Source organism: Pontibacter amylolyticus, assembly GCF_014638845.1.
Classification (GTDB): Bacteria; Bacteroidota; Bacteroidia; order Cytophagales; family Hymenobacteraceae; genus Pontibacter; species Pontibacter amylolyticus.
The window spans coordinates 316,960-339,729 of sequence record NZ_BMFP01000004.1; the positions used below are offsets into that span (position 1 = coordinate 316,960).

Genomic DNA, 22,770 nt, shown 5'->3' on the forward strand with positions numbered 1-22,770 from the left:
CATTACCCTGCAAATTCTAGAATGCCGACAGAACAGTATGAGCTTTTTTTGCACGATGAAGATATACTTCTCCATGTAAACCTTCTAAAGGAGAACCACCAATAATCAGAAGCAAAGGCGTACAAGCACCATGTAGGCGTCCTAAAGCAAAATCCTGCATTTGCTTTAAATCGACAGCACTCGCCTGAGGAGAGGATGCAGGGTGACTGTGCCACTCGCCTACATAGTGCAATAGAGGGTCTTTCTTTTTGGCGGCTGCCAAGGCTTTGAATATACCCTCGGTTCCTCTCAAAAAAGAGGTGCGACCGTGCTTTGAGTCGACTGGAGCAGCGGTCGCGATGGAAATTGTTGCCATGCGAAGGTTACCATCGTAACGACCTATCAGGATACCACCCGTTTCTAAGGGATGATATCGGGAAATATCATCCTTGATAACAGCGAGTGCCTCATCTAGGAAGTGGGCACAGTATTTCCCGTCGGAGGAGCAGAATAAAGGGTTCATGCCAAAGATCCCCTGATCACTCTTTCAAGCTTTGGAACTTGCCATGAGTGACAATGTCCGACAGGCAATGAGACTTGTCTTTCATACACCTGCTCGATAAGTTCCACAGCTATACCAGCAAGTCCAGTAATTCTATTAAGGCGGGCAGGAGTCAATGGATGCCAGCACCCTACACCACGGGGCATATCTTCTTTTAAAGCAGCCAAGTGCTCTTCAACCCTGAAAGGTTCAAACCACTCATGAAAAGCATCGGCGTCGAAACTGGAAGCAGAATCCGAATAGAAAAACAAGCGCTGCGCATGAAGACCCAGCGAGAGGCTGATAATCGGCACCTGGCCCGCAATGCCAAGAAACGGCAGCTCCCGCAACACCGTGTCTGAGGCTGTAGCATCAATGACAAGTGTGGCAGCATTCACTGCTTCTTCCAAGGCCTTATCTTTTGAAGTAGCTGAAACCGCAAGCCCCACCACGCTGGCCGAGGGGTTAGCATGGTTCAAACCGTAGGCGACGGAAATAGCCTTGTTCCTGTTTAGCTGTGGCAGGTTCAACGGGTGCCGGACCAGATTGCCAGCCTCCAGTAAGTCTGGATCCACTATGGTCATGTCAGTAACCCCCATACGGACCAACTGCTCAGCCAAATGAGCGCCCAGAGCCCCTGCCCCTATCAAAAGCACATTCGCCTTACGTAAAGGGAGTGAAATCCTACCTCTGCTTTGCAAATCATTTGGATGCCAGTTTTCTGCTCTGCTCACCCATCGGACAGGCGAGGAGCTTCGAAGCGTATTTTCTACCAAAGAAATGCGAGCCTTGGCAGAAGCATTGGTTTTTGGCGACAAAACAAGGGCTTGCCAGTGATACCTGTAGGGTTCTTCTTTTACTTTGCTTGGAATCGGCATGCCTACAAAAAGAAGAAGCTCGTTGTGGGTCCTGAGCTTAGCCAAGGAAGGTCTAAGTAAATCGATAAGCGATTTTCCTTGACTGGCCACAGCGTCAGTAAGTTCCTTCATGGTCGCAGGCACTTGCCAGCGGTTAATTACTGGGACCTCATCCAGGCGAACCCACAAAGCATCTTGATGGCTAGGCAATTGATCAATAGCTGTTCCCCAAGAAGGTTCATATACTGTTTTGTCACCTCTATGGTCCTTGAACTCCTGCACTATGGCAACATGGTTCAAATAGGATACAGCCGCAGTGCCAGCGTAAAAAGGACTCTGCTTCCAGTGAGAAAAAGAAACCTCATCTTCATAATAAGCCAATGTAAATACCTTGTTCTTAGACTCAGTTGCTGTATACCTAAAGCCTGTGTCAAAGTCAGGTAGCTCAAAGTGATCCCCCGCGACTGCTAAGGTGTCTGTAGCAGCGCATTGCAGCCATTCCAGCGCCCTCGCCGCATGCCAAACCACACGGTGCACGGTTGAGGTGGGCTCAGTCTCCATCGCATTACGTGAAGCGGCAAACCCATGGGTTTCGCTTAGGCTACAGATATGTCCGTTGCGTACCGGCCACAGAGGGTGTACTCCTCCATTGTACTGCTGATGCTCAAAAGTCGCGGTTACTCCTTCCTGCCCGTTGGAAGGATGCACTTGTACTTTTCCCCAGGGGTCAACGCTGAAGTCAACGATGATTCCCCACTCTGTGAAACGGTAAACGTCCTTCGTCGGCTTTGTACCGAGCATCTCTAAGCGGATACGCAGTATCCAAGCATTGCTTGAGGGGATTGGCTCCCAGTCTCCCAGGAGCTCAATACCTCTCATTCCTGACATCAAGACACTGCTTTGGCCCAAAGCCAATTGGTCAAGCTCATTCATAAGGCAGAAGATTATGCGAATCGCCCTCCACCGGTAGACCCGCCTTGGCTTGGAGGAATATAACCGCCTCCACTGTTGCCGCTGCTGTTCTGTTTACCGATCTCGCGAAGCAAGGCCTTAACGTTTTGAATAGCCCGCGTTACATTGTACTCACTGGCATAGCCTTCCGAGCCGTCGGCCAGAACTTTGTTGTTCTTAGCCTGGAAGCGCCAGCGCCACTCACCTGCTTTGTCTTCGAAATACTCCCATTCCGGCCCGTGACCGGACTCTTCATCTCGGGACACTTTTCGCTCTGGGGCATTTGGCCCCAATGTTGTGAACAGGGCCGCTCCTTTCTCGCAGTCCTTACGGTCGTTGTAACCTTCTCCTGAGTCAGCCACAATTGCGCCGTTGTCATCCTTTAGGCGCCAGCGCCATTCAAGACTTTTGTCTTGATAAAAATTGAATCCTTTCATGTGTTGAGTTAAATGTTATAAAATATGGAATGTTAAAAGCTGATGATAGACTCTTTTTATCATTAATTTTCAGACGCCTATTTAATTTACTTTATTCTCTTTTGTTCTATACAAAGCTATAGCTCTTGAACGCAACCTATTTGCGTTCAAGTAAAAAAATGTAAATTGTTGAAAAATAATTTGGTATGCCGCAGAATAAGCAAGCATATGTGCGAATGAGGGTAATTGATGATTGCTTGAGAAGCAAGATCAGGAAGTATTGGTCAAAGACTGACTTAATTGAAAAAATTAGTAACACAAAAGACATTAAGATAAGCGAAAGAACCCTCGATTATGATATCTACTTGATGCGTAACTGTTCTCAGCTCAACTACAATGCTCCAATAGGGTACTCGAAGAAAGAAAACGGCTACTTTTACTCAGATTCTAACTTCTCCATAGCCAATCTGCCCTTAAACGAAATTGAGTTTAACGCACTTGCAACGGCTGCTGCAACACTAAACCAGTTTAAGCACATATCTGTCTTTCGGGAATTTGCCTCAACAGTAGATAAGGTAATCAACCTTGTACAGCACATAGAATATCAAAGGTCGGAAACCGGTTTGAAGTTCATGGACTTTGAGGAAGCTCCGTATTCTGTAGGCAATGAGCATTTAGACATACTTATTGATGCAACCAGGCATAAATACCCAGTTAGACTGATATATAAGAAATTTGATGCTGCCAGACCCAAACCACGTACAGTTAGTCCATATTTGCTCAAGGAGTACCGCAACAGGTGGTATTTAGTAGGATTACAACATGAGACAGGCAGCCTGAGAAAATTTGCATTAGACAGAATCTGTAGTCTTGAGCCTACTCGGGATACTGTGTTTATGGATAACTATGGGTTCAACCCTCAACTTCATTTTAAAAATGCCATTGGTATTTCTTTGGAAGAAGAAACAGTAGAGGACGTAACTCTATCTTTTACTCCACATGACGGGAATTACATAAAGACACAGTATCTTCATAGCTCTCAGGAAATTCTAATTGATGACAAAACAGAGCTAAGAGTAAGGCTAAAGGTGGTGATTAACTATGAGCTTATTTCTACTATTCTAAGTTTTGGAATGGCTGTTAAGGTTATTGAACCTGCAGTTTTGAAGCAAAAAGTAATCGATAACTTAAAGAGTTGTCTTCAACTTTATTAGAGACTACTCATTTTAGGATTTAGTAGTATTAATTATAACCACCCTTAATCACATAATCTAGGTATCAACTAATGCTTGTCTGAAGTGATGAATTTTCTTAATGTGATAAATGGACCCTACAAGAGCCCTTCATCTGCCATGGAATAATAGGTCTCGCTGGTGAGGATAATGTGATCCAGTACAACAATGTCGAGCAGTTCTCCGCCTTGCTTCATTTTCTTTGTCAATTGTAAGTCTGCCGCACTCGGCTTGGTGTTGCCGGAGGGGTGGTTGTGGCAGAGGATGATGGAGCTGGCGCAAGCTTTAAGCGCTGCAGCGAAGATAAGCTTCGGGTCAGCCACCGTGCCTGCCACGCCTCCGGTTGAAAGCTCGTAAATGCCCAGCACCCTGTTGGCCCTGTTGAGAAGCATTACCTTGAACTGCTCCACAAACTCTATCTTTCCTGTATCCCAGCTTTGGCGGAGCACCGCTGCGCTGTCAGTGGAACTGGTTACCTGTGGACGCTCGGATGGTTTTACTTTGGAGCGGTAAGTCAGCTTGATTTCTGCTACTCTGTTTAATCCGGATTTTTTAGTCAGCTTTTCCATAATCTTGTTCTTTTAAGTATGAGGAATTGATTATGGTGCCCTCACTGCCTCCGGGATCGGACTGAGGGCATAGGTGGAGCCTGTAAAAATGCGGAGGGCTCCTTTCAGGGATACCCATTTTTTCAGGACTACCTTGTCCCGTGTCCGGGCCGCAAGGCTACCTTTGCGCCGAAATGAATGACAGTGGACTTTTGCTTTGAAGTGTCCTAAGTAGTGTTCTTACAGGATTGTCTTTTATTTGGACTTCCTACTAAGGCAATTGCTTCTATTTGCAGGTTCTGAAAACTCATGTCTTGTTTTAAAGACAAATTAGATGAATTTGTCGGGTATTTAAGTCGCTCAACAACTCCTGACTGTAGTTTACCAAGTTCTTCGTCAGGCTCCATAGCAAGATAAATACTGATCAGCCCTCTTCTAACTCCAATCAAGATGGTTATAGGCAGGTGCTGGCACTCAGAAAGAGCTGCTATGCTAAACCGTCATCCACCTCCTCTCTTATCTAGCCATACCATATAGGCCACCCAACTACGAGCGTAAGCCCATCAAGTTTCTGAAAAATAGCCTTTTCTTCTGTTCTGGAACAGAATTTTCCAAAAAGCCTTCCTCTACCTTTATACTACACCAAAAGGGGAAGGGATATGAATAGAAAGGTAGTTATAGAGGGCATCACAGCACTGCTGATCCTGCTGTTCTTCTACACGGCACTGAGCAAACTGCTGGATCTGCAAGCCTTCCAGGGGCAGCTGGTGCTGCAGCCTTTCCCTGCCGGATGGGAAAGTGTGCTGCTGTGGGCGCTGCCCCTGACGGAGCTACTGGTTTGTGTTCTGCTTTTCTTCCCACGGACACGGCAGCAGGGACTCTACCTGGCAACGCTCCTGATGTCGATTTTCACTTTGTACGTTGCCCTGATCCTTTCACGCGCTTTCGGCTACATCCCCTGCAGCTGCGGGGGTGTGCTGGAGCGGATGGACTGGGAGACGCACCTGGTCTTCAATGTGGTTTTTCTGGCTTTAGCGATAACAGCGACGATACTTTATATACGATCAGTCCGGCAGGAGCCTGCTGTGCGGGCAACCGCCGGGCTGTTTAAGAGAAAGGAGGGAAGCGGCAAAGAGTAAGCACGGAAACAGCGCAGCAGGGGAGCCCCGCTGCATGGGAAACGACAGTATAAATTCTCCGACTGGGCAGGGGCTCGGGAGCCAGTCGGAGCAGGTGATCGCCTGAACCTGCCAATCTCAGGCAACATTTAATTTTTAATACCATGAAAAAGATGAATTTGAGTATGCTCGCCATTTTGCTGGGGACAGCACTGGCGGTTGCCGGAGTCGAGGGGAACTCGCAGCCGGAAGAGCAACAGGAGCAGTGGTTCCTGCTGCAGATGGGAGGTGATCCCTCTGATCCGAATGACTACACCATCACCGGTGGGTCACCGTCCAACTGCGTGGTGGGCGACCACCGCTGCGCTATTCTAGCGGAGGAGGATGCCACGAACCCAGGTAAGCCGACGCAGGATGGTGTAGATGACCCTGCAAGGGAAGTGTTCCGCAGCCAACAGTAGCTAAGGAGGCGCTTTGCTGAATAAGAAAAGCCTGATGCGTATGCGCATCAGGCTTTTTGGTGTGAGCTCAGTTCTGCTGAATACCGCTTATTTCTATCACTCTTTGCGGGATCGGGAAAACGTAGCTGGGATCCCCCGGCGGAAGTGTGCGTGTGCCCTCGGGTAGCTCCCGGCTGAGGGAAATGGCGTAGCGGCTGTCCCTGTTGAGGCGGCGCAGGTCAGACCAGCGCAGGCTTCGGAAAGCCAGCTCTTTTCTACGCTCCTCCAGGATGATGTCCAATGCTTGGGTGCCGTCAGTAGCTTCCAGGGGCGTGAAGGTACCGGCCTTCCAGCGTTTTTCCAGAAGGACATTGAGCGTGGCCATGGCCGGCCCCGCCTGACCCAACCGGGCAAGGCACTCGGCGCGGATCAGGTACAGCTCGTCGGTGGCGAGCCCGGTGAAGAGGAGAATGGACCCGGCGTAACTTCCCCGGAAGCCAATATTGCCGGGGTCGTACACGCGGTAGAAGACCTCCCGGCGCAGATCATCCTCCCCATAGAGCGCGTACAGGTCGGGGTTCACTTTTCCCGCCGGGTAGTAAGTGCCGGAGAGCATAAACATGGTGGTATGGAAAATCACCTCTTCGTTCATACCCGGAATGGGGTTCGCTGCGCTCAGATCCAGCAGGTTGTAGTCCAGCAGCCGGTCATGCAGACTGAGGGCCCTGTCTGCATAGGAAAGGGCCTCGGCGTAGCGCTCCTGCTGCAGCAGGGTGCGGGCGAGCAGCGCGAAGGCGGCCGGCTTGGAAGGCCGGGTCTTGTAGGCTGGCACTTCCGGTAGCAGCTCTGCGGCCGTTTTCAGGTCTGCCAGCACCTGGTCGTAACTTTCCTGCACAGATGCCCTGCCAGCTCGCTCGTTGATGTCAGGGCTCAGTTTGAGCACAATGCCTGGGTCCTGGGCTGCCGTAGCTTCACTGTATGGCACCGCATAGACCTGCAGCAGGTTGTAGAAGGCGTTTGCCCGGTAGAAAAGCGCGCTCCCCCTGATCATGTCCCACTCGCTTTGCTGGTGAGGGGCAGGCTCCAGTTTCTCTGTGCCCCCCAGCACCAGGTTGGCATACAGCACCGCATTGTAAGAAAGAGACCAGTCGTTGCGGTCACTGTCATTGTAGACATCCCGCTCCCAGGCATAGACGTTCCTGACCGTCAGACTGGAGAGGGCGTTCCAGTCTGCAGGCCTGATGTAGAGGTTGTCAGCGGCGACTTCGCCGGTAAAAGGGGTTTCCTGGTTCAGCACGAAGGTGTTGTCAAGTAGGCGCAGGAGGTTTTCGAGCCTGTCAGTCGGGATTGCCAGCGACTTGTCGGGCTTTACGTCCAGAAAATGCTCGCAGGATGAAAGGAAAACCACCAGGAGCAGGGTGAAAATGCATTTTAACTTTTTCATGGTATAGGTCTTTTAGAGTTAGAATCCAACCCGGAATCCCATGGACAGGGTTGGGGGTAGTGTCATGTAACTGGCATGGTCAGGGTCAAGGCCGTGCTTGTTGGCGCGCCACAGGATGCCCAGGTCCCGGGCTACGGCGTAGAGCTGAACGTGCTGTACCATGCGCCGGGAACTGGACGGCTGCAGGACGTCCACCGTCAGGTTGATGTCCTGTAGACGTATATGGTCCCCTTTTTCCACCAAAGCGGCGGAGTTGGTGTAAAAGGTGTCGCGGTTCACGTTGTTGGGGTAGACCATGGACGGAACCGAAGTGTGCTGCTCGTCTCCCGGCTGCTGCCAGCGGCGGGCAAAGTCCGGGTGGCTCACCCAGCCTTGGAACAAGTTGTTGTAGTGGATAGAGGGGCGCCTGAAGTAATGCCCGAAGCGGTAGCTGATATTACCCGACAACGTGACGCCTTTGTAGCGGAAGGTGTTCAGAAAGGAGCCGAAAACAGGAGGCAGGGCCGGGCCATGGTAGACCAGTTCCTCCAGCTGCGTATGCCGGGTGATGGCTGTGTAGTCTTTGCTGAGTTCCCCCTCAACGAGGCCCTGCGGATCCCCTGTCTGAGGGTCCAGCCCCTGCCAAGCGTAGCTGTAGATGCTGTACGGGGGACGCCCTTCCACCGGGGTGACAGAGAGGCCGGAATTGATGAAAGTGCTGCCGCTGGCCGTGGTGCGCTCATAGCGGGTGACCTCGTTCCTGTTGTAGTTGAAGAGCAGCGTGCTGCTCCAGTGCAGGCCCCTATCCAGCAGTTTTCCGGTCAGTGAGAGGTCCACGCCGCTGCCTTTCATGGAGGCGACGTTGCGGCGGACCCTGCCGCTCATCACACCAGCCGTCGGGTCCACGAGGGCGTCACCGATCAGGTCCGTACCTTTTTTGATGTAATAGTCCAGCGTGCCGTGCAGGCGCTCGTTTTTCAGGCGGAAATCCAGGCCCATGTTCCAAGTGGCTGCTTTTTCCCAACGCAGGTCCGGGTTCGGGTAGGTGCGCACGACCGCGTAAGGGTCGCCGTTCAGGTTCCCCGACAAAGAACTGATGGTAGCCAGGGCGGTCAGGTTGTTGTCCAGGTTGCCGTTGTAGCCAAAGGAAGTTCTGGCCTTTAGGTATTCCAGCCAGGGAAGGGAAAAGAAGTCCTCCCGGTGTGCGTTCCAGGCCAGTCCGGCCGACCAGAGGGGAACGCCGCGTTGGTTGCTGTTCACCCCAAAGAGGTTAGATGCGTCCTTACGGGCACTCGCGGTGGCGACATAGCGGCTGTCATAGGTGTAAGTAGCGTTAGCGTAGTAGGAGGTATAACGCTGGTTCCGCTCTGAGAAGCCGGTGTTGTTTTGAATGCGGCCCCTCGTGGCCGGGTTGAAAGAGAGGGGAAACTGTGTCATATGGTCAACAAACGCGGAGGTGCCCACGCGCTCGTCGTAGCCATAGGCCCGGAACTGCTGACCGGTGCTGCGCTGTGTCTGCCCTTCGGCACCGGCCATTGCCGACAATTCATGCCGGCCATGTGACAGGTCATAACGCAACTGGCCCCGGCCGTTGTGGGACCGGAACTGGCTGTGCCAGGTGTCAATAATGCTGCCCCGGGGAACAGGGAAGCTCAGCGTTCCGTCCGGGTTCACCTGGGTGAAGCGGTTGATCAGGTTGCGCGTCCCGTATGCCTCGGCTGTCTGCAGGTTAGTGTTCAGGTCCTGGTTATGGGCATACTGGTACTTCCCGATAAAAGTCAGGCCTTTGAACAGGTCCACGTCCACCCCAGTCGTCACGATGGCCTGCTGCTGCTCGATCGTGTGGTCAATTCCGTCAGCATCCCGCAGCGGCACATATTCCCAATTGAGCAGACCGCTGGATGCGGCAGCGGCGGCATAGTCCTGCCGGTAGTCCCTGGGCAGGACCACCGGATTGCCCTGTTCGTCCGCCAGGCGGGCATAGGGGTAGAGCCTTTTGGACTGGTCCAGGCTGATGTCACTGAAGCCGGGCCGTCCGAACCGCCTGGTCCCTTGTGCCAAATTGATGCCTGTGTGCAGCGTCAGTCGTTTGATGGGGGTGTAGCTGTTGTCAGCGCGTAGGCTGATGCGGTGGTTGGGATCACCCAGTTGGCCGGTGGCCGCATCATAACCACCTGCCAGATAATAGGACATGCGCTCGCCGCCGCCGCTCAGGTTAAGGGCGTACTGCTGGTTTACCCCGGTATCGTAGAGATGGCGCTGGAAATCGTCCCGCACGTCATGGGTGGCCAGGCCCTGCAGGGCCTCTTCCAGCTGGGCATCCGTGAGCTGGCCCTTTCGGTGCAGGATCATCAACTCTACGGCAGGTGAAAGTAACGTGCGGGCGGGACTGTTCTCCTGGCTGTTGTAGAAGCCTTTCCCGAAAAGAAAGCGCTCCACCCCGATGAAGTCAGCCGGGGCCATCATGGGCACTTGGCTGAAGTCCGGCTTTTGCAATATGCTGACGTTAGCATTGACGTTCACGCGCATGGGCTGCTGGAGACGTCCTTTTTTGGTGGTGATCACGATCACGCCGTTGCCGGCACGGGCGCCCCAGATAGAGGCCGCTGCTGCGTCCTTGAGCACCGTGACGCTCTCCACGTCGTTGGGGTTGATAGCGTTCAGGCTGCCCTCGTAGGGAAAGTTGTCCAGGATAATGAGCGGTTCGGCATTGCCGTAGATCGTGCTGATGCCCCGGATGTTGACCTTGGGGTTGTTGCGAACGCGCTCGTCAAAGTTAAGGCCGGAGGTGACGCCCTTGAGCCGGTCCAGGATGCCGGGACTGACGGAGCGGTCGAGCAACTCCCGGTCCACCTGCGTAAAGGAGCCTGTCACCCGCTCGGGAGCCAGGCGCTCGTAGCCGGTGGAGACGAGCACTTCCCCGAGGGATTGGGAGTTTTCACGCAGGGCAATGGTCATTTCCCCGCGCAAAGGTGGTTTTAGCGGCACCTGCTGTGTGATATAACCCAGAAAAGAGATCTCCAGGGTGTCGGCAGCCTGGAGAGGGGCTAGTGTAAAGCGCCCCTCGGGATCAGTGGCGGTGGCAGCGCTGGTGCCCAGCAGGCGCACCGTGGCACCGGGGAGCGGGTGGTTGCCGGGAGAGGCGACCACACGGCCCTGCAGCCGCTCCTGCCCCAGGGCGGGGAGCGTGCTGCAAAACAGCAGGAAAGCGATTAGTAGTTTTGATTGCATACAGGATTGATTTTTAGGTTTGGAAATACTTATTGGATGATGAGCACCTGGAGCGGGCGTTTTTTCTTCTGCAGCCGGAGGCCATAAGCCGCCAGCCGGGTGTTCAGCCGATTGATGTCCTGCAGGTCGCCTTCCGACAGCTGGAGATCGATAGGGTAGGTGATACCTGTTCTGTCGAGCACCGGAAGGTCCGGGATATGCTTGTTGAGAAAAACCACCAGCCTGTTGGCCGACTCGTTGCGCATGTACTTGTCCGGGTCGCTGACGTCGGTGAAGTTGTGGCCGGGCTCACCCCCGGCAGACCGCGGCACTGCCGCTCGGTCCAGCAGGGTCAGCTCCCAGCAGTCGATGCGTCTTTTGCGGACGCTGGCCTGCAGGCCGAAGAGCCGCTCCAGGTCCTGCTGCATGAAGGTGTATAGCTTATCGGACAGGGCGGCGGGTAGCAGCATTTCGTAGCAGTAGTTCTTGTGCTGGCGCTCTTCCACCAGGTTGTGCACCTGGTGGGCGCGGGCCTTATCGCTGGTCAGGAAAATCTGCTTTTCCGGGAAGTAGGAGGGCAGGCCGCAGGAAGCCCGGAGGAGTTGCGCCACGGAGGCGTTCACGATCTGCAGGCGCAGGGTAGAGTCTGTCTTCACCTTGCCGGACCCTCCGCCCAGCCCCGGCACATAAGGGGTGAGAATGGAGCGGTAGCGGGGGAAAGGGGAGCCGCCGTTTCCCTCATGGAAGAGCAGTTTGCTGTAGTCATGATCCATGACGTCCTTCTTGTGGTCTTTGAAATTGCCTTCCTGCCCCCGCAGGAGGCGGCGCACTGTGGCGGGCGTTGCATCGTACGGACCGGTCTGGGCAAGCAGCCTGCCCTCCGGGCTGATCCACACGAGATGGGGCACGGCGTTGTATGGGAAGAGCTCCTCCAACTGTTGATTGTCCAGTACGATCGGTAGCTTCATGCGCCGCCCAATAGGGTTGTTGGCGAGAAAGGTCTCCACTTCTTCCCGTTTCTGGGAGGTGACGGTGATCACCTGCAGGCTATCGCCAAAGGCCTGTTGCAGAGCCTCCAGCTTCGGGAGCGCCAGCAGGCTGGAACCGCATGTGGTGGCCCAGAACTGCAGCAGCACGACCCTGCCGCGGAAGTCGGAAAGGCTGGCCGTGCCGGATGGGTAGTGAAGCAGGGTGCTGAAGGTCACGTCGGGTACCTGCTCCCCTGTCTCCAGCTCAGCGGCAGCGTGCTCCTGTGCCTGTCCCCGAACGGCTTGGGAAAGCAGCAGCGCCATCAGGACGAAAGCCAGGCAACACGCATGATGGAGAGTTATTCTATTTAAAAACTGTTTTATTAACGGCATGTATTAGTGTTTAAAGGTTTAATTGATGTGTAAGGCCACAGGTGGGCACTGGGCTTTTCTCCGCCTAGCGGCCTGAGAGAAGGTAGCTGACAGGGAGCAGGAAGAGGAGAGGCGGGGGCGACCGGCGTGAGCGAGGGACGAAGAGTTTCGCTCACGGGCGACTGCGGTTACTCACCTTAAAACTATTCTATAACCTATAGAGCAGCCGCCCCCTGCACAGCCGGACAGTGCCGGGCGCCCCGGCCTCCCCTAGTGTAGCATTGGATCGCGGCGGCAGCGGCAGAGTATGACCGCTGCCGAGGCAACAATTGATTCTGTAAGCTGGTCCGGGCGGTGTGTCTGCGGACCGCCAGCAACTGATCGGAGGGCAGCCTGCAGGAAAAGTATAGGCATAGGAAGCCCGGGAAGCCATTTTTGTGGTTTCATATAAGTGTAAATCAGGATGTAACAATTATTTAGCCGCTAGTGCGGGTGGATCTGTAGGAAACTTTCTAATCAGGCGGACAGACGAGCAGCATCCAGTTGGCCGACACGTTGGTGTGCAGGGATTCCAGGGCCTCGGCCAGCGAGGCTTTTTCTGGACAGGCCGTTCTGTTGCTTAGCTGCGGCGCGGAACAGGTTTTCTCGGGCATGTCATGCAGTTGATATAGAGCTGAAACAAGCGTTTTAAGATCTTCATAAAAGGTAATCAGTTCGGTGTTATGCATACAGGAGGACTTGCTGTCCTTCAGGGCTAGGATAAACCACTTCCAGAGGCGTTGCTGCGCTTCGTGCTGCGGGTAGCGGGCGCAGAAGTCGAGCAGGGCCTGGTCTGGCTCGGAGAGTTTGAATTCAGGTAAGGTATAGGGCATGGTTTCCATAGGCGGTAATCGGTTAAAGTTTGGGAAATAGGGGTCCTGCCAGGCTCTAAATAGGAGCTGGTCATGCCGGGGAGGGGAAAGAGGACAGCTACCTGCAACACCACGTGCTAGCTGGTGTTAGCGGGGCAGCAACGGGAAGGAATCAGCTCACTCAGGGGGTGAAATGAGTAGCACCCAGCCGGAGGAAGGACTCCGGTGTGCAGATACGCACTGTATGGTGCTGTTGAATTTCTGATTCATTACTCTGACTATAAAGTGCAGTTGAATAATGAATCTTGATAGAGGGGAATCGCTATCAGAAAGAAGCGATAGCAATGGAACCCACTCCGTATGATGCGGAAACCTGTAGGAGGGTTGTTGGCACATACAAGAGCGGGCCCATCACTATCGCAAAGATAGTAAATGGGCAACTACTCCTGCATCTTGCACCAACAGAAAGTTTCCTACATTTTCCGCGCAAGACTCAGAACCCAATTGCCTGGATTTCTAATCCTAGATGTTGTTCTAAAAGCTAAGATAGTATATAGATTTAATATATCAAAATATTTTGGAACCATAGTATAAAAATACCATCCTCTTTATTGTCTGGATGGGAAAAGAAATCAAAATCACTCCTACTGACCAGTATATTATTGATAAGGTTAGAATGCTTCGACTAGAGAAAGAAGTATCTCAAAAAAAGCTTTCAGAAATTATAAGTCCATCTGGTGACAATTCAGCTGTTGGGAAAATTGAAAGTGTCTCTACAACCCATAAATATACCGATCATCAGCTCAACTTAATCGCCAACTACTTTGGCTGTACGGTCTATGATTTCTATCCAGCGAATATTCTGAATGACACGGCCCAGGTGAAGACCAGAGTGACAATCCCCAAAGGGCTGGGGCCAACGGGGATCATCAATGCATTGCTTGAGGAAGGTAAGTTCTTCAGTGTGCCGAGGACAATCAGGGAAACTACCGATTATTGTAATGCATACTATAGCGAAAGCAGGCCTGTGACAGATTATACTGCTATTCTGGAAAGGGCAGTTGAAAAAGGAGGCTTGAAGAAGGTGGAGCTCGAAAGCGGCAACGTGCAGTACCAACAGGTATAGCTGTTTAAAGTTATGCTTTCAAAAACATCCTGAAATGCCGTAATTAGGGATGTGAAAAAAGAAAAGCCGACAGCAATCTTAACAATGCCTGTATCATCGATTGAGTTCGATAAAACCTACCGTGTAAGGCAGAAGCGGCTTGCAATGGGCTACACAGCCCGGGAGCTTTCGTTTCTGTTGGGCTATCATCCCCTGTATGTAAGGAATCTGGAGGATCCAACCTCCACAAAAAAGTATAACGCTACCGAGACAAACTACCTGCGGCTGATTTTTGATTGCCCGCTGTCTGACCTGATGCCGGGTAAAATCGAGGAGCCGTTTTACCAGATTCAGGTAGATCATGGTCTTAGTCCTAGATTAAATAACAAGAGTTATACCATATCCATTCTGAAAGAAGGAGGCAAGGGGCATTTTCTAACCTTTGAGGAGGAACCTGCCAATTTTGAATTTCCGTTGAAAAGTGTGGCTACTCAGGAACAGGTGCAGCAGTTTGTGAATGGGCTGTTTGCGAATGATTATTTCGATAGGCCGCGAACAGGGCTGGAGGTTTTCAAGCTGTGTCAGGAAAAACTCGGGGTTCCTTTGAGGCCCGCTTTGGTTGCTGATGCAATAGGCTTTTATACGAGCAAGCGGAAGGCGCCCAAGCTGGTGAAGGGGAAGAATGAGAGTTCTAGGGAGGTGTTTGTAAAAGAGTGACTTGGTAAGATAGCCTTCACTTTTCTAAAAATTATGAGAACCTCCAGTAGGTAAAAAGTAGAATAGGCTGCTCAAAAAGAGTATGTGATTTCCTGAAGTACCAGAATGTTTACAACTGAAAGTCATTCAAACGGGTTTCTGCGATATCTTAAGTGCGTCAATAGCCAAAGAGAACAGTCAATAGGCAGCGAGCGTTTAAACATCAACACAAGCATAGGAAAGAAGAAAGGTATGCAGCAAGTATAATATGGTACTTCGGTATTTTTTTAGTTAGGAAGATATATTACTGTTTGACTATGTATACTTAAATGCAGGGGATTTCAAACTAAGGAACAAATTTGCGCATTTTTATTACAGTTACAGCATACATGAATAGTAACCGGTTAAGTTGCGTTTGCCGCTAGCGAAATATGAAATAATGGGGTTATTAAACTAGTCATATTTTTAAGGTATAAAAATAATCAAAATTTGATTACCTGACTAGCCTTAGAATTTGGTACAGATGTCTTCTATAGGTACAGGCAGGCATGATTGAAGAAGTCAGAGTTTGGCGAATATTGCTTAAAAATGCATCATGTGGTAATAATAGCTAATCGATTACCGCGGTCATCGTGTTATAACAGGTGATAAAAGGAATGTGTTAGGGCATATATGATGATAGTGGTGAGACCAGCCATGCGGTTTTGTGATTGTCTAAGAGTAACCATCAATTCTATAATGATGGCTATACAGCTTTGGATTCAAAAGAATATAAGGTAAACCAACCCGAAACTTTACTAGGATGTAGTAGTGTACTATACTGCTGCTCGTAGTACTATCTCAGTTAAAAATCAATGGGCTTAAACGGAATGATCTTTGATATAGGGTATAAGGAGAATACTGTGATACTGTTACTTCTGCTTAGAATAAAATGTTATAACTATGATTAAAGTGTTGTAGCTAAGTAGTTTATAATCTATACTGATTTAATTTCTTAGTTGAGGTAAAATTATTATTATTTTAATTTAAGTAACTCAGTAACATAAACATTCCTTTCAGAAGATGTTGTGAGATGCCTATTTGCACTTACAATAGGACATAAGTCACCTTTAACAGAAAACGAACTTTTGCTAATAATGTTACATTCCCCTTCAAGCTAATTTCTTTTTTAGCTATTTGCCCTCCAGTCTTTTTTATAGTCTTGGCTCACATAAATTTTTAGGCAACTATCTAAATGAATAAAAGTATATTTTTTCTTTGCTTGTTTTCCCTGCTTTGTACGACGAGCTACGCACAATGGTCCACCGGTACTGGGGGCATCTTTTATAGCGGGGGGCGTGTGGGGATTGGTACAACAGCTCTAAATGCTAAGCTTTCAGTTTTTGGAGAGGGAGGGGGAGGGTTTAGTCCTACGCTGGATTTACAAAGCAGCAATGCGGAATTTGCCTGGAGTTTGATTAGCCTCAAATCCAGTACCGATAATACGACAGACTATATGGTGGGTCGTGGTGGTGGCAGTCTCAACGGTGGCCGGATGCTCACATTTCATATACCGGACCGCAGCCTCTATAGCAATAGCGGTGACCTGCCAAAAATAGGGTTTTACTCTTCGGGATCGAATAACCTTGGTTTTATAGAGGCAGAGACTGGTAACTGGTACATGAAAGGAAATGTCGGAATTGGCACCACTTCACCTGAGGCACGCCTAGCTGTGGACCAGGGTGCCTCCAATAACCTGGCACTGGCCCTTACCTCCTCCGGACCTGGCTGGGGGTCAGGCTTACTGTTGAAAAACACCGCTGCTGGGGGCAACATGTATGGGATTTACTCTGGGGCAGACGGCATGCTGCACTTCGCCAATGCAGGCAGAGAGGCAGATGATCTGATCATTCACCCGGGCGGAAACATAGGAATCGGAACCCGATCGCCTGATGCGAAACTAACCGTAGCCGGGAACGTGCATGCCCGGGAGGTGAAGGTGACGGTAGCAGCCGGAGCCGACTTTGTCTTCGAGGAGGACTACGCGCTGCCCAGCCTTGATGAGACAGAGAGATTTGTGCGAAAAAACAAGCACCTGCCCGGCATCGCCCCGGCTGCCGAGATGGAGCATGAGGGGCTAGACTTAGGCAAGATGAATATTCTGCTGCTGCAGAAAGTGGAGGAGCTCACCCTGTACATTATCGAACAGAATACGGCAATGCAGCAGCATAAAGAAGAGATTCAAGCACTTAAAGAAAGGGTGGTGAAGCTTGAAAAGTAAAATGCCAGAATCATCCGCTCAAAACATTTATCGACAAAGTGTTCGTCTTGCCATGATACAAAGTCTTTTAAAGCGCTTGTATAAGCGCTTGTTTTTTATCTGCCTGCTGTCATTGCTGTGCACGGAAGGCCATGCCCAATGGCAGTCAAGTGGCGGGGATATCTTTTACAATAGCGGGCGCGTCGGCGTCGGCATAACCCCGCTCAACGGGCTCCACCTGCACAAACTCGACAACCTGAACGGAGGCTCATTCCGCCTGGGGCACAGTGGCTCGTTTGACGCTGTGCTTTCCTACGGCTGGGACGGCATCAGCCAGGATGCGTTCAAGATTACAAGGTACAACCATAACTCTTACAATGGTGCCACTGATCTGATGACTATTCAGACAAGTGGCAATGTGGGCATCGGCACGAACAATCCCAACCAAAAGCTACATGTAGCTGGGAACATGGTATTAGAATCGGATGTATATGGCAGCCTTATTTTTACCGGTACTGGACAGGGGGAGTTCAATCGGTACTTACGGCTTATAAACTCGCCCCAGCAATCCAGTGCTGCAGGTCTAAAAGCGGGCGGGGTTCTGATAGCTGATTCATATAATTATGCTGACCCAGACAAAAATGACCTAATAGTAAAAGGCAATGTCGGCATTGGTACCGCAACTCCCGATGCCAAGCTGACCGTAGCCGGGAACGTGCATGCCCGGGAGGTGAAGGTGACAGTGGCGGCTGGGGCGGACTTTGTCTTTGAGGAAGATTACAAGCTGCCAAGTCTGGAAGATACGGAGAAATTTGTACGGGTCCATAAGCACCTGCCCGGCATTGCCCCGGCTGCCGAGATGGAGCAGGAAGGACTGGATCTGGGCAAGATGAATATCCTGCTGCTGCAGAAGGTGGAGGAGCTTACGCTGCACCTGATCAGGATGGATGAAGAAATTAAAGCATTGCGTAAAAATAATCACTAGATGAGAAAAGTATTACTGCTGGGTATAACACTTTTATTTTGTTGTTATGTGAATGCGCAGACACTCATCACTCCCTCATCTAACTTATGGGAGTATAATGGCAACATAGGTATTGGCGTGCAAACACCAGGTGTATGGTTTGGGGCGACCCCGACATTCCAAATGAAGGGGAACCGGCCTACGATATCTATTACGCCTTGGGGCACAGGCGGCTTAGGGACCATACAGTTCAAGGGCGTAAGCGAAAAATCAGAATTTCATTTAAACTTCGTGGACGGTACCGATAGCAAAATCGCTTTCACGAGTTATCAGTCAAGTGCTGGGGAATCCTTCACTATCCGGGGTAATGGCAATATCGGTATAGGTGTTGCCAGTCCACAGCATAACCTTCATGTGAATACACAGATCCACATCAGTGACGGGAATGACAATATGCTGACAGCCAGTTCCAGCACTGGTGTGCACCATCTCATTGGTACTTATAATGGCTGGGACCCCAAAACAGTATACATCGCGGGTTACAATGCATATTACCATGGTGTCGGGGCCCAGACGGAGCGCGTCAGGGTAGGGCATAGCTTTACTGTTAATCTGCGGGATGGCGGCCTAGGCATTGGTACGGAAAACCTGAGCGGTTACCGTCTTGCGGTGAAGGGAAAAATAAGAGCCGAAGAGATCAGGGTGGAGAGCGGCTGGGCGGATTTTGTCTTCAAACCAGATTACCGGTTGCGACCGCTTGAAGAAGTAGAGCAGCACATTAAGCAGCATGGCCACCTGCCGGACGTACCTTCGGCTACAGAGGTACAGGAACAAGGGGTTGACCTGGGTAAAACAGATGCATTGTTGCTGCAGAAGATTGAAGAACTCACGCTTTATCTAATTGATCAGAAAAAAGAGATAGAGTCTCTTAAGGGGAAAATTGAGCAGATGAATGCTAAGCAATGATCTGTGCCTCTTAATTAGATTGACATACAGCATGAAAAGAAGGCAATTCGGTAAATGTCTAGTAAAGTGAAATCTGAATATAACTAACGCGTATGAAAACCAAACTGGTTAAGTTACTGCTGCTCTTTCTTATAACAGTAACAGGGCATGCACAAAATATACAGGATGAGGAAACTGCTAAAGCTCAGTTTGGCATACATGTACAAGGGAAATTGCCCAATTTGCAGAGCCCGAATGCCGCAGGGCTGGGCCTGTACGGAGAGGTTCCTGTGTCTCATTTCACAGGAGTTCCTAATATACAAATTCCAATTTACTCTCTGAATGAAGGACACATTCAGCTGCCCATTACGCTGAGTTACCATGCTTCGGGCGTCAGACCTGATGCGCATCCTGGATGGGTGGGAATGGGCTGGAGCCTGATGGTAGGAGGGGTGATCACGCGGACAGTAAATGACGTGAATGATGAGTACCACTCAACCAATGCTAAATACCCATATTATAGGGACAATGTTGGCTACTACTATACCCATGGAGTGTTGAAAGGGGATAATTGGAATTCACTCGATAACATGGAGGCAATTGCTAAAGATCCTGAGAAAGTCTACCGGGATACAGAGCCAGACGAGTTCTCCTTTAATTTCTTACATTACAGTGGAAAGTTTTACCTTAACCATGATGGTAAATGGCAGGTCAGGTGCGACCAGCCCGTCAAGGTAAAACTGCATGAAACCGTCCCCTTGTTGAATGTCCCTTTTAAACCCCCAGTACATTCTTTCCACAATTCATATGAATATCCGCAGACTTTTGGTGGTTTTACCATCACAGCTGAAGACGGGACTGAGTATATTTTTGGCGGGACGGAGGAAGCTATAGAGTATAGCATGGACTTCTTTGATCAAAAATATGGTACATGGGTGGCTAATGCCTGGTATTTGACTAAAATTAGGAAAAACGGAAGGGAGATCAACCTGAAATACGAGCGGGATAATTTTATTAACCAGTTGCTCTTGACTTATAATATTAATCTTTCTACTAAAGAGGAGAAGCCTGATAAAATATTTGACTTAACTAGCTCTTGCATGGGCTGGGGTTCGCCAATAAAGAGTTATGATGGTAAATTAATTGCACCTGTATATCTGTCAGTTGTTGAGGGGGGCACCGGTAAGTTGATTTTTGAACGCTCCGTTAGCCATGAACTTCGGTACAATGATCAAATCTATGTAGATCAGTTTGAGGAAAGGAAAAGACTAAACGGTGGAGTTGAAACGGCCGATTACTTTTTCCCTGTTTTGATGACGGGGGATATTTCTAAAGGGGAGCAGGATTATGAGCTTAATAAGTATTTAGAGAGCTTGGATAAATTGCAATGGAAAAAGCTTGACCGGATAAAACTGATAAAGGACGGAGAATCACTCCGGGAATTCCTATTCACATATAACAATTCAACACAGGCAAAACCAGAAGAGCGGCTGACGCTTTTGTCATTCACTGAAATAGGGAGAAGTGGCGCCGCCAAGCCCGGCTATTCGTTCCGATACCATCACGTAGATAAGCCACTGCCCCCTTATCTGGCGGGTCAGGTAGACCATTGGGGCTTTTACAACGAAAGGAATCAAAATTTCAACAAGTTAGACGAATATTATGATTCCAGAGCGTCCTCCAATATCCCAAGCGTGTTTCTGAGAGGCACGCTTTCTAAAATCATATACCCAACCGGCGGCGAGACGACATTTGAATTTGAGCAGCATGCATATGGTAAGCAGCTTTCGGAAGACCGCTCGCAAGTTCAGAATACTGATAACGGCTACCCGGGAGAAGCTGGTGGACTGCGTATCAAAAAGATTACAAATACTTCTCCTGAAAGCCCGAACGGGAATCTAGTAACGGAATACTTTTATGTTTCAGGTTATACCAATGCATCTGAAGCGAATGCTTTGGGGTCCTCCGGAATTTTGGGTGGGCAATCAAAATATTATTTTGTCGATTACCGACTGAAATCCTATAATGAGGCGAACACCTGGTACGTGAGATCTTTCTTTTCATCTCAGTCCCAGCTTCCTGTCTCGGCCAATAGCCAGGGGAGCCATATTGGCTACAGCGAAGTGATTGAGAAAAGAGCTGACGGCAGCTACAGTCAATACCTGTTCACGAATTTTGACTTTGACAATAGGTTAGATGAAGTAACTCCTCTTAATCAAACCTTGCAACCCCTTGCCCGCAGTCCGTACAAGCCCTACACCTCCCTGGAGGAGGAGCGCGGGAAGCTCCGGGTAAAGAAAGACTTTACAGACACGGATGTGCTCGTCAGGGCAAAGGAAATTGAATATGTAGCCCTTAATAAAAGCAATGAATTTGTAAGGTCATTGAAAGCTGCTCTGATTGCGCCATGCGGGGGCATTGGGATTATAGAAGGCACCCCTTATAGATTTTATACCTATTCCTATTTGCCAATACGGGAAACTGAGACTGTTTTCGACGCAAACGGACTACGGCCAATCACCACAGTCAAGAACTACACCTACAACAATCATAGGCTTTTGACAAAACAGTCCTTTACAGACAGCAAAGGTAGCATACGGCAAACGGAATATACATACCCGGTGGATTACGCTGTTGGTGATTTAGCGACTGCTGACGAGCGAGTGCATGCGATTAAGAAGATGCAGGACCTTAACATGGTGGCTTCGACGATAGAGGAGACGCAATGGGAAATAACCAATGGTGCCAAAGCGTTGCTAGGCGCTAACCTGCATCTTTATCGTGATTTTGGTACTGAGCAGGGTGGAGTCCAACTGGAGCAGCTGCAAAGAATAAGTACCCTTGCCCCAGTGCCGCAGGCTGGGTTTGTAAGGGCAGGAGTTGACCTAAACAGCGCATTCGTAAAAGATCAACGCTATCAGGCTGAAGTGACGATTGGCGGCTATAACAGGCAAGGAAACCTGCTTATGATTACTAAGGAGCACTCGGCCCCCATAAGTTACCTATGGGGATATAATTACACTTATCCCATAGCTGAGGTGCGTAACGCCACTTTTGATCAGGTAAAGAATGCTTTAGGGGGTGAGGAGGCTGTAAGCGTGCTGGCAGGCAGTGCTACCCTATCAGAAGAGCAGTTGGCATCTCTAAAAAGGTTATCAGAGCAGTTACCCGATGCCATGATTTCTATTTACACTTATGACCCTCTGGTCGGCATGACCTCTTTAACGGACATGAACGGAAAGTCTGCCTTTTATGAGTATGACAGTTTTGGTAGGCTCTGGTTGGTCAGGGATTTAGAAGGAAATATCTTGAAGGCATACGAGTATAATTATCGAAGATAAAGGTTAGGGTTGTAACCGGGTTTTGTTCAAGTGGCAGGGCCTGTTGACAGATGACCATCAATTAATTATAATTCAAAATAGAATTTATCGATGAAAATCACTGGTTTACAGTCCCTAGAGCGCTACAGTCTGCTGGTGCTCCTATTGTGGCAATTTGTGTCTGTAGAAGCGAAAGCTCAGGCAGATCAGTCCAAGTCTAAGAACAAAGTGGAGCGAGTAGCCTACGTAGACCATGGACGGCTGCGGAAAGACTGCGAAGCGATGCAAGCAGTAAAGGCACGGTCAAATGCCAAATGGAAGTCCGCCGAGCAGGATTACAAGCGAAAGCTTGCCAATCTGCAGGCGAAGGACGAGGTTGGGCGACAAATGCTAGACAAGAATCAGCAGGAGCTGCTGCGGCGGCTCCACGAGGAGCGGTTGGCTGCCCTGCAGGCGCAGGAGCGGCGCATAGTAGAGGCTATCGGGGCAGTGGCCTCAGAAGGCGGCTTTACCGACGTGCTGCCGATAGAAAAGAACTCTCTGCCCGCAGGAAGCCGGGACATCACCGAACAGGTCCTGCGAAAACTTAATTAAC

At 50.1% G+C, this 22,770-nt stretch carries 18 protein-coding genes; 10 read left to right on the top strand and 8 right to left on the bottom strand.

The annotated features are described in order from the left end of the window. Window positions 1-16: 16 nt before the first annotated feature. Genes IEV97_RS12010 through IEV97_RS12020 form a run of 3 tightly spaced genes read right to left on the bottom strand, consistent with a single transcriptional unit; the run spans window position 17 to window position 2,765 of the window. Window positions 17-502 carry a Mov34/MPN/PAD-1 family protein gene (locus tag IEV97_RS12010; protein ID WP_116541348.1) on the bottom strand — a complete coding sequence of 162 codons (486 nt, stop codon included), beginning with the start codon at window positions 500-502 and terminating at the stop codon, window positions 17-19. Then, on the bottom strand, window positions 499-2,310 hold the full coding sequence (locus IEV97_RS20060) for a ThiF family adenylyltransferase (RefSeq protein WP_116541347.1): 1,812 nt from the start codon (window positions 2,308-2,310) through the stop codon (window positions 499-501). Before IEV97_RS20060 ends, IEV97_RS12010 begins: the two co-directional genes overlap by 4 nt. 11 nt (window positions 2,311-2,321) lie before the next feature. Beyond that, entirely contained in the window at window positions 2,322-2,765 is a 444-nt protein-coding gene (locus IEV97_RS12020; RefSeq protein WP_116541346.1) for a YegP family protein, read from the bottom strand. A gap of 185 nt (window positions 2,766-2,950) precedes the next feature. Between IEV97_RS12020 and IEV97_RS12025 the strand changes: the two genes are divergently transcribed. Beyond that, entirely contained in the window at window positions 2,951-3,958 is a 1,008-nt protein-coding gene (locus IEV97_RS12025) for a helix-turn-helix transcriptional regulator (RefSeq protein ID WP_116541345.1), read from the top strand. 116 nt (window positions 3,959-4,074) lie between these two features. Here the strand turns inward: IEV97_RS12025 and IEV97_RS12030 are convergent, their stop codons facing one another. Further along, entirely contained in the window at window positions 4,075-4,545 is a 471-nt protein-coding gene (locus tag IEV97_RS12030; protein ID WP_116541344.1) for a JAB domain-containing protein, read from the bottom strand. 638 nt (window positions 4,546-5,183) lie between these two features. Between IEV97_RS12030 and IEV97_RS12035 the strand changes: the two genes are divergently transcribed. After that, window positions 5,184-5,663 carry a MauE/DoxX family redox-associated membrane protein gene (locus IEV97_RS12035; protein WP_188501725.1) on the top strand — a complete coding sequence of 160 codons (480 nt, stop codon included), beginning with the start codon at window positions 5,184-5,186 and terminating at the stop codon, window positions 5,661-5,663. 152 nt (window positions 5,664-5,815) lie between these two features. Beyond that, complete coding sequence (locus tag IEV97_RS12040) at window positions 5,816-6,103, top strand: hypothetical protein (RefSeq protein WP_188501726.1); 288 nt, start codon at window positions 5,816-5,818, stop codon at window positions 6,101-6,103. A gap of 67 nt (window positions 6,104-6,170) precedes the next feature. Here the strand turns inward: IEV97_RS12040 and IEV97_RS12045 are convergent, their stop codons facing one another. The 4 genes from IEV97_RS12045 to IEV97_RS12060 form a co-directional block, all read right to left on the bottom strand. After that, on the bottom strand, window positions 6,171-7,526 hold the full coding sequence (locus tag IEV97_RS12045) for a RagB/SusD family nutrient uptake outer membrane protein (RefSeq protein ID WP_188501727.1): 1,356 nt from the start codon (window positions 7,524-7,526) through the stop codon (window positions 6,171-6,173). A gap of 18 nt (window positions 7,527-7,544) precedes the next feature. Continuing rightward, window positions 7,545-10,736 (bottom strand): SusC/RagA family TonB-linked outer membrane protein, encoded by a 3,192-nt coding sequence (locus tag IEV97_RS12050; protein WP_188501728.1) that lies wholly within the window; start codon window positions 10,734-10,736, stop codon window positions 7,545-7,547. A 29-nt stretch (window positions 10,737-10,765) separates the two neighbouring features. Then, window positions 10,766-12,076 (bottom strand): redoxin domain-containing protein, encoded by a 1,311-nt coding sequence (locus IEV97_RS12055; RefSeq protein ID WP_188501729.1) that lies wholly within the window; start codon window positions 12,074-12,076, stop codon window positions 10,766-10,768. A gap of 491 nt (window positions 12,077-12,567) precedes the next feature. After that, the gene (locus tag IEV97_RS12060; RefSeq protein WP_188501730.1) at window positions 12,568-12,936 is read right to left on the bottom strand and encodes a hypothetical protein; all 369 of its coding nucleotides are present in this window, start codon (window positions 12,934-12,936) and stop codon (window positions 12,568-12,570) included. Window positions 12,937-13,525: 589 nt separating this feature from the next. Between IEV97_RS12060 and IEV97_RS12065 the strand changes: the two genes are divergently transcribed. The 7 genes from IEV97_RS12065 (at window position 13,526) to IEV97_RS12095 (ending at window position 22,769) form a co-directional block, all read left to right on the top strand. Beyond that, window positions 13,526-14,032, top strand: coding sequence for a hypothetical protein (locus IEV97_RS12065; protein ID WP_188501731.1), 507 nt, complete (start codon window positions 13,526-13,528; stop codon window positions 14,030-14,032). Window positions 14,033-14,083: 51 nt separating this feature from the next. Continuing rightward, window positions 14,084-14,728, top strand: a complete 645-nt coding sequence (locus tag IEV97_RS12070; protein ID WP_188501732.1) for a helix-turn-helix domain-containing protein — start codon at window positions 14,084-14,086, stop codon at window positions 14,726-14,728. Window positions 14,729-16,160: 1,432 nt separating this feature from the next. Then, complete coding sequence (locus IEV97_RS12075; RefSeq protein ID WP_188501733.1) at window positions 16,161-16,967, top strand: tail fiber protein; 807 nt, start codon at window positions 16,161-16,163, stop codon at window positions 16,965-16,967. Window positions 16,968-17,055: 88 nt separating this feature from the next. Beyond that, on the top strand, window positions 17,056-17,931 hold the full coding sequence (locus tag IEV97_RS12080; protein ID WP_188501734.1) for a tail fiber protein: 876 nt from the start codon (window positions 17,056-17,058) through the stop codon (window positions 17,929-17,931). Beyond that, the gene (locus IEV97_RS12085) at window positions 17,932-18,876 is read left to right on the top strand and encodes a hypothetical protein (RefSeq protein ID WP_188501735.1); all 945 of its coding nucleotides are present in this window, start codon (window positions 17,932-17,934) and stop codon (window positions 18,874-18,876) included. A 92-nt stretch (window positions 18,877-18,968) separates the two neighbouring features. Continuing rightward, on the top strand, window positions 18,969-22,196 hold the full coding sequence (locus IEV97_RS12090; RefSeq protein WP_188501736.1) for a hypothetical protein: 3,228 nt from the start codon (window positions 18,969-18,971) through the stop codon (window positions 22,194-22,196). 90 nt (window positions 22,197-22,286) lie between these two features. After that, window positions 22,287-22,769: an OmpH/Skp family outer membrane protein gene (locus IEV97_RS12095; protein WP_188501737.1), complete on the top strand. Its 483-nt coding sequence runs from the start codon at window positions 22,287-22,289 to the stop codon at window positions 22,767-22,769. The last annotated feature ends 1 nt before the right edge of the window (window position 22,770 follow it).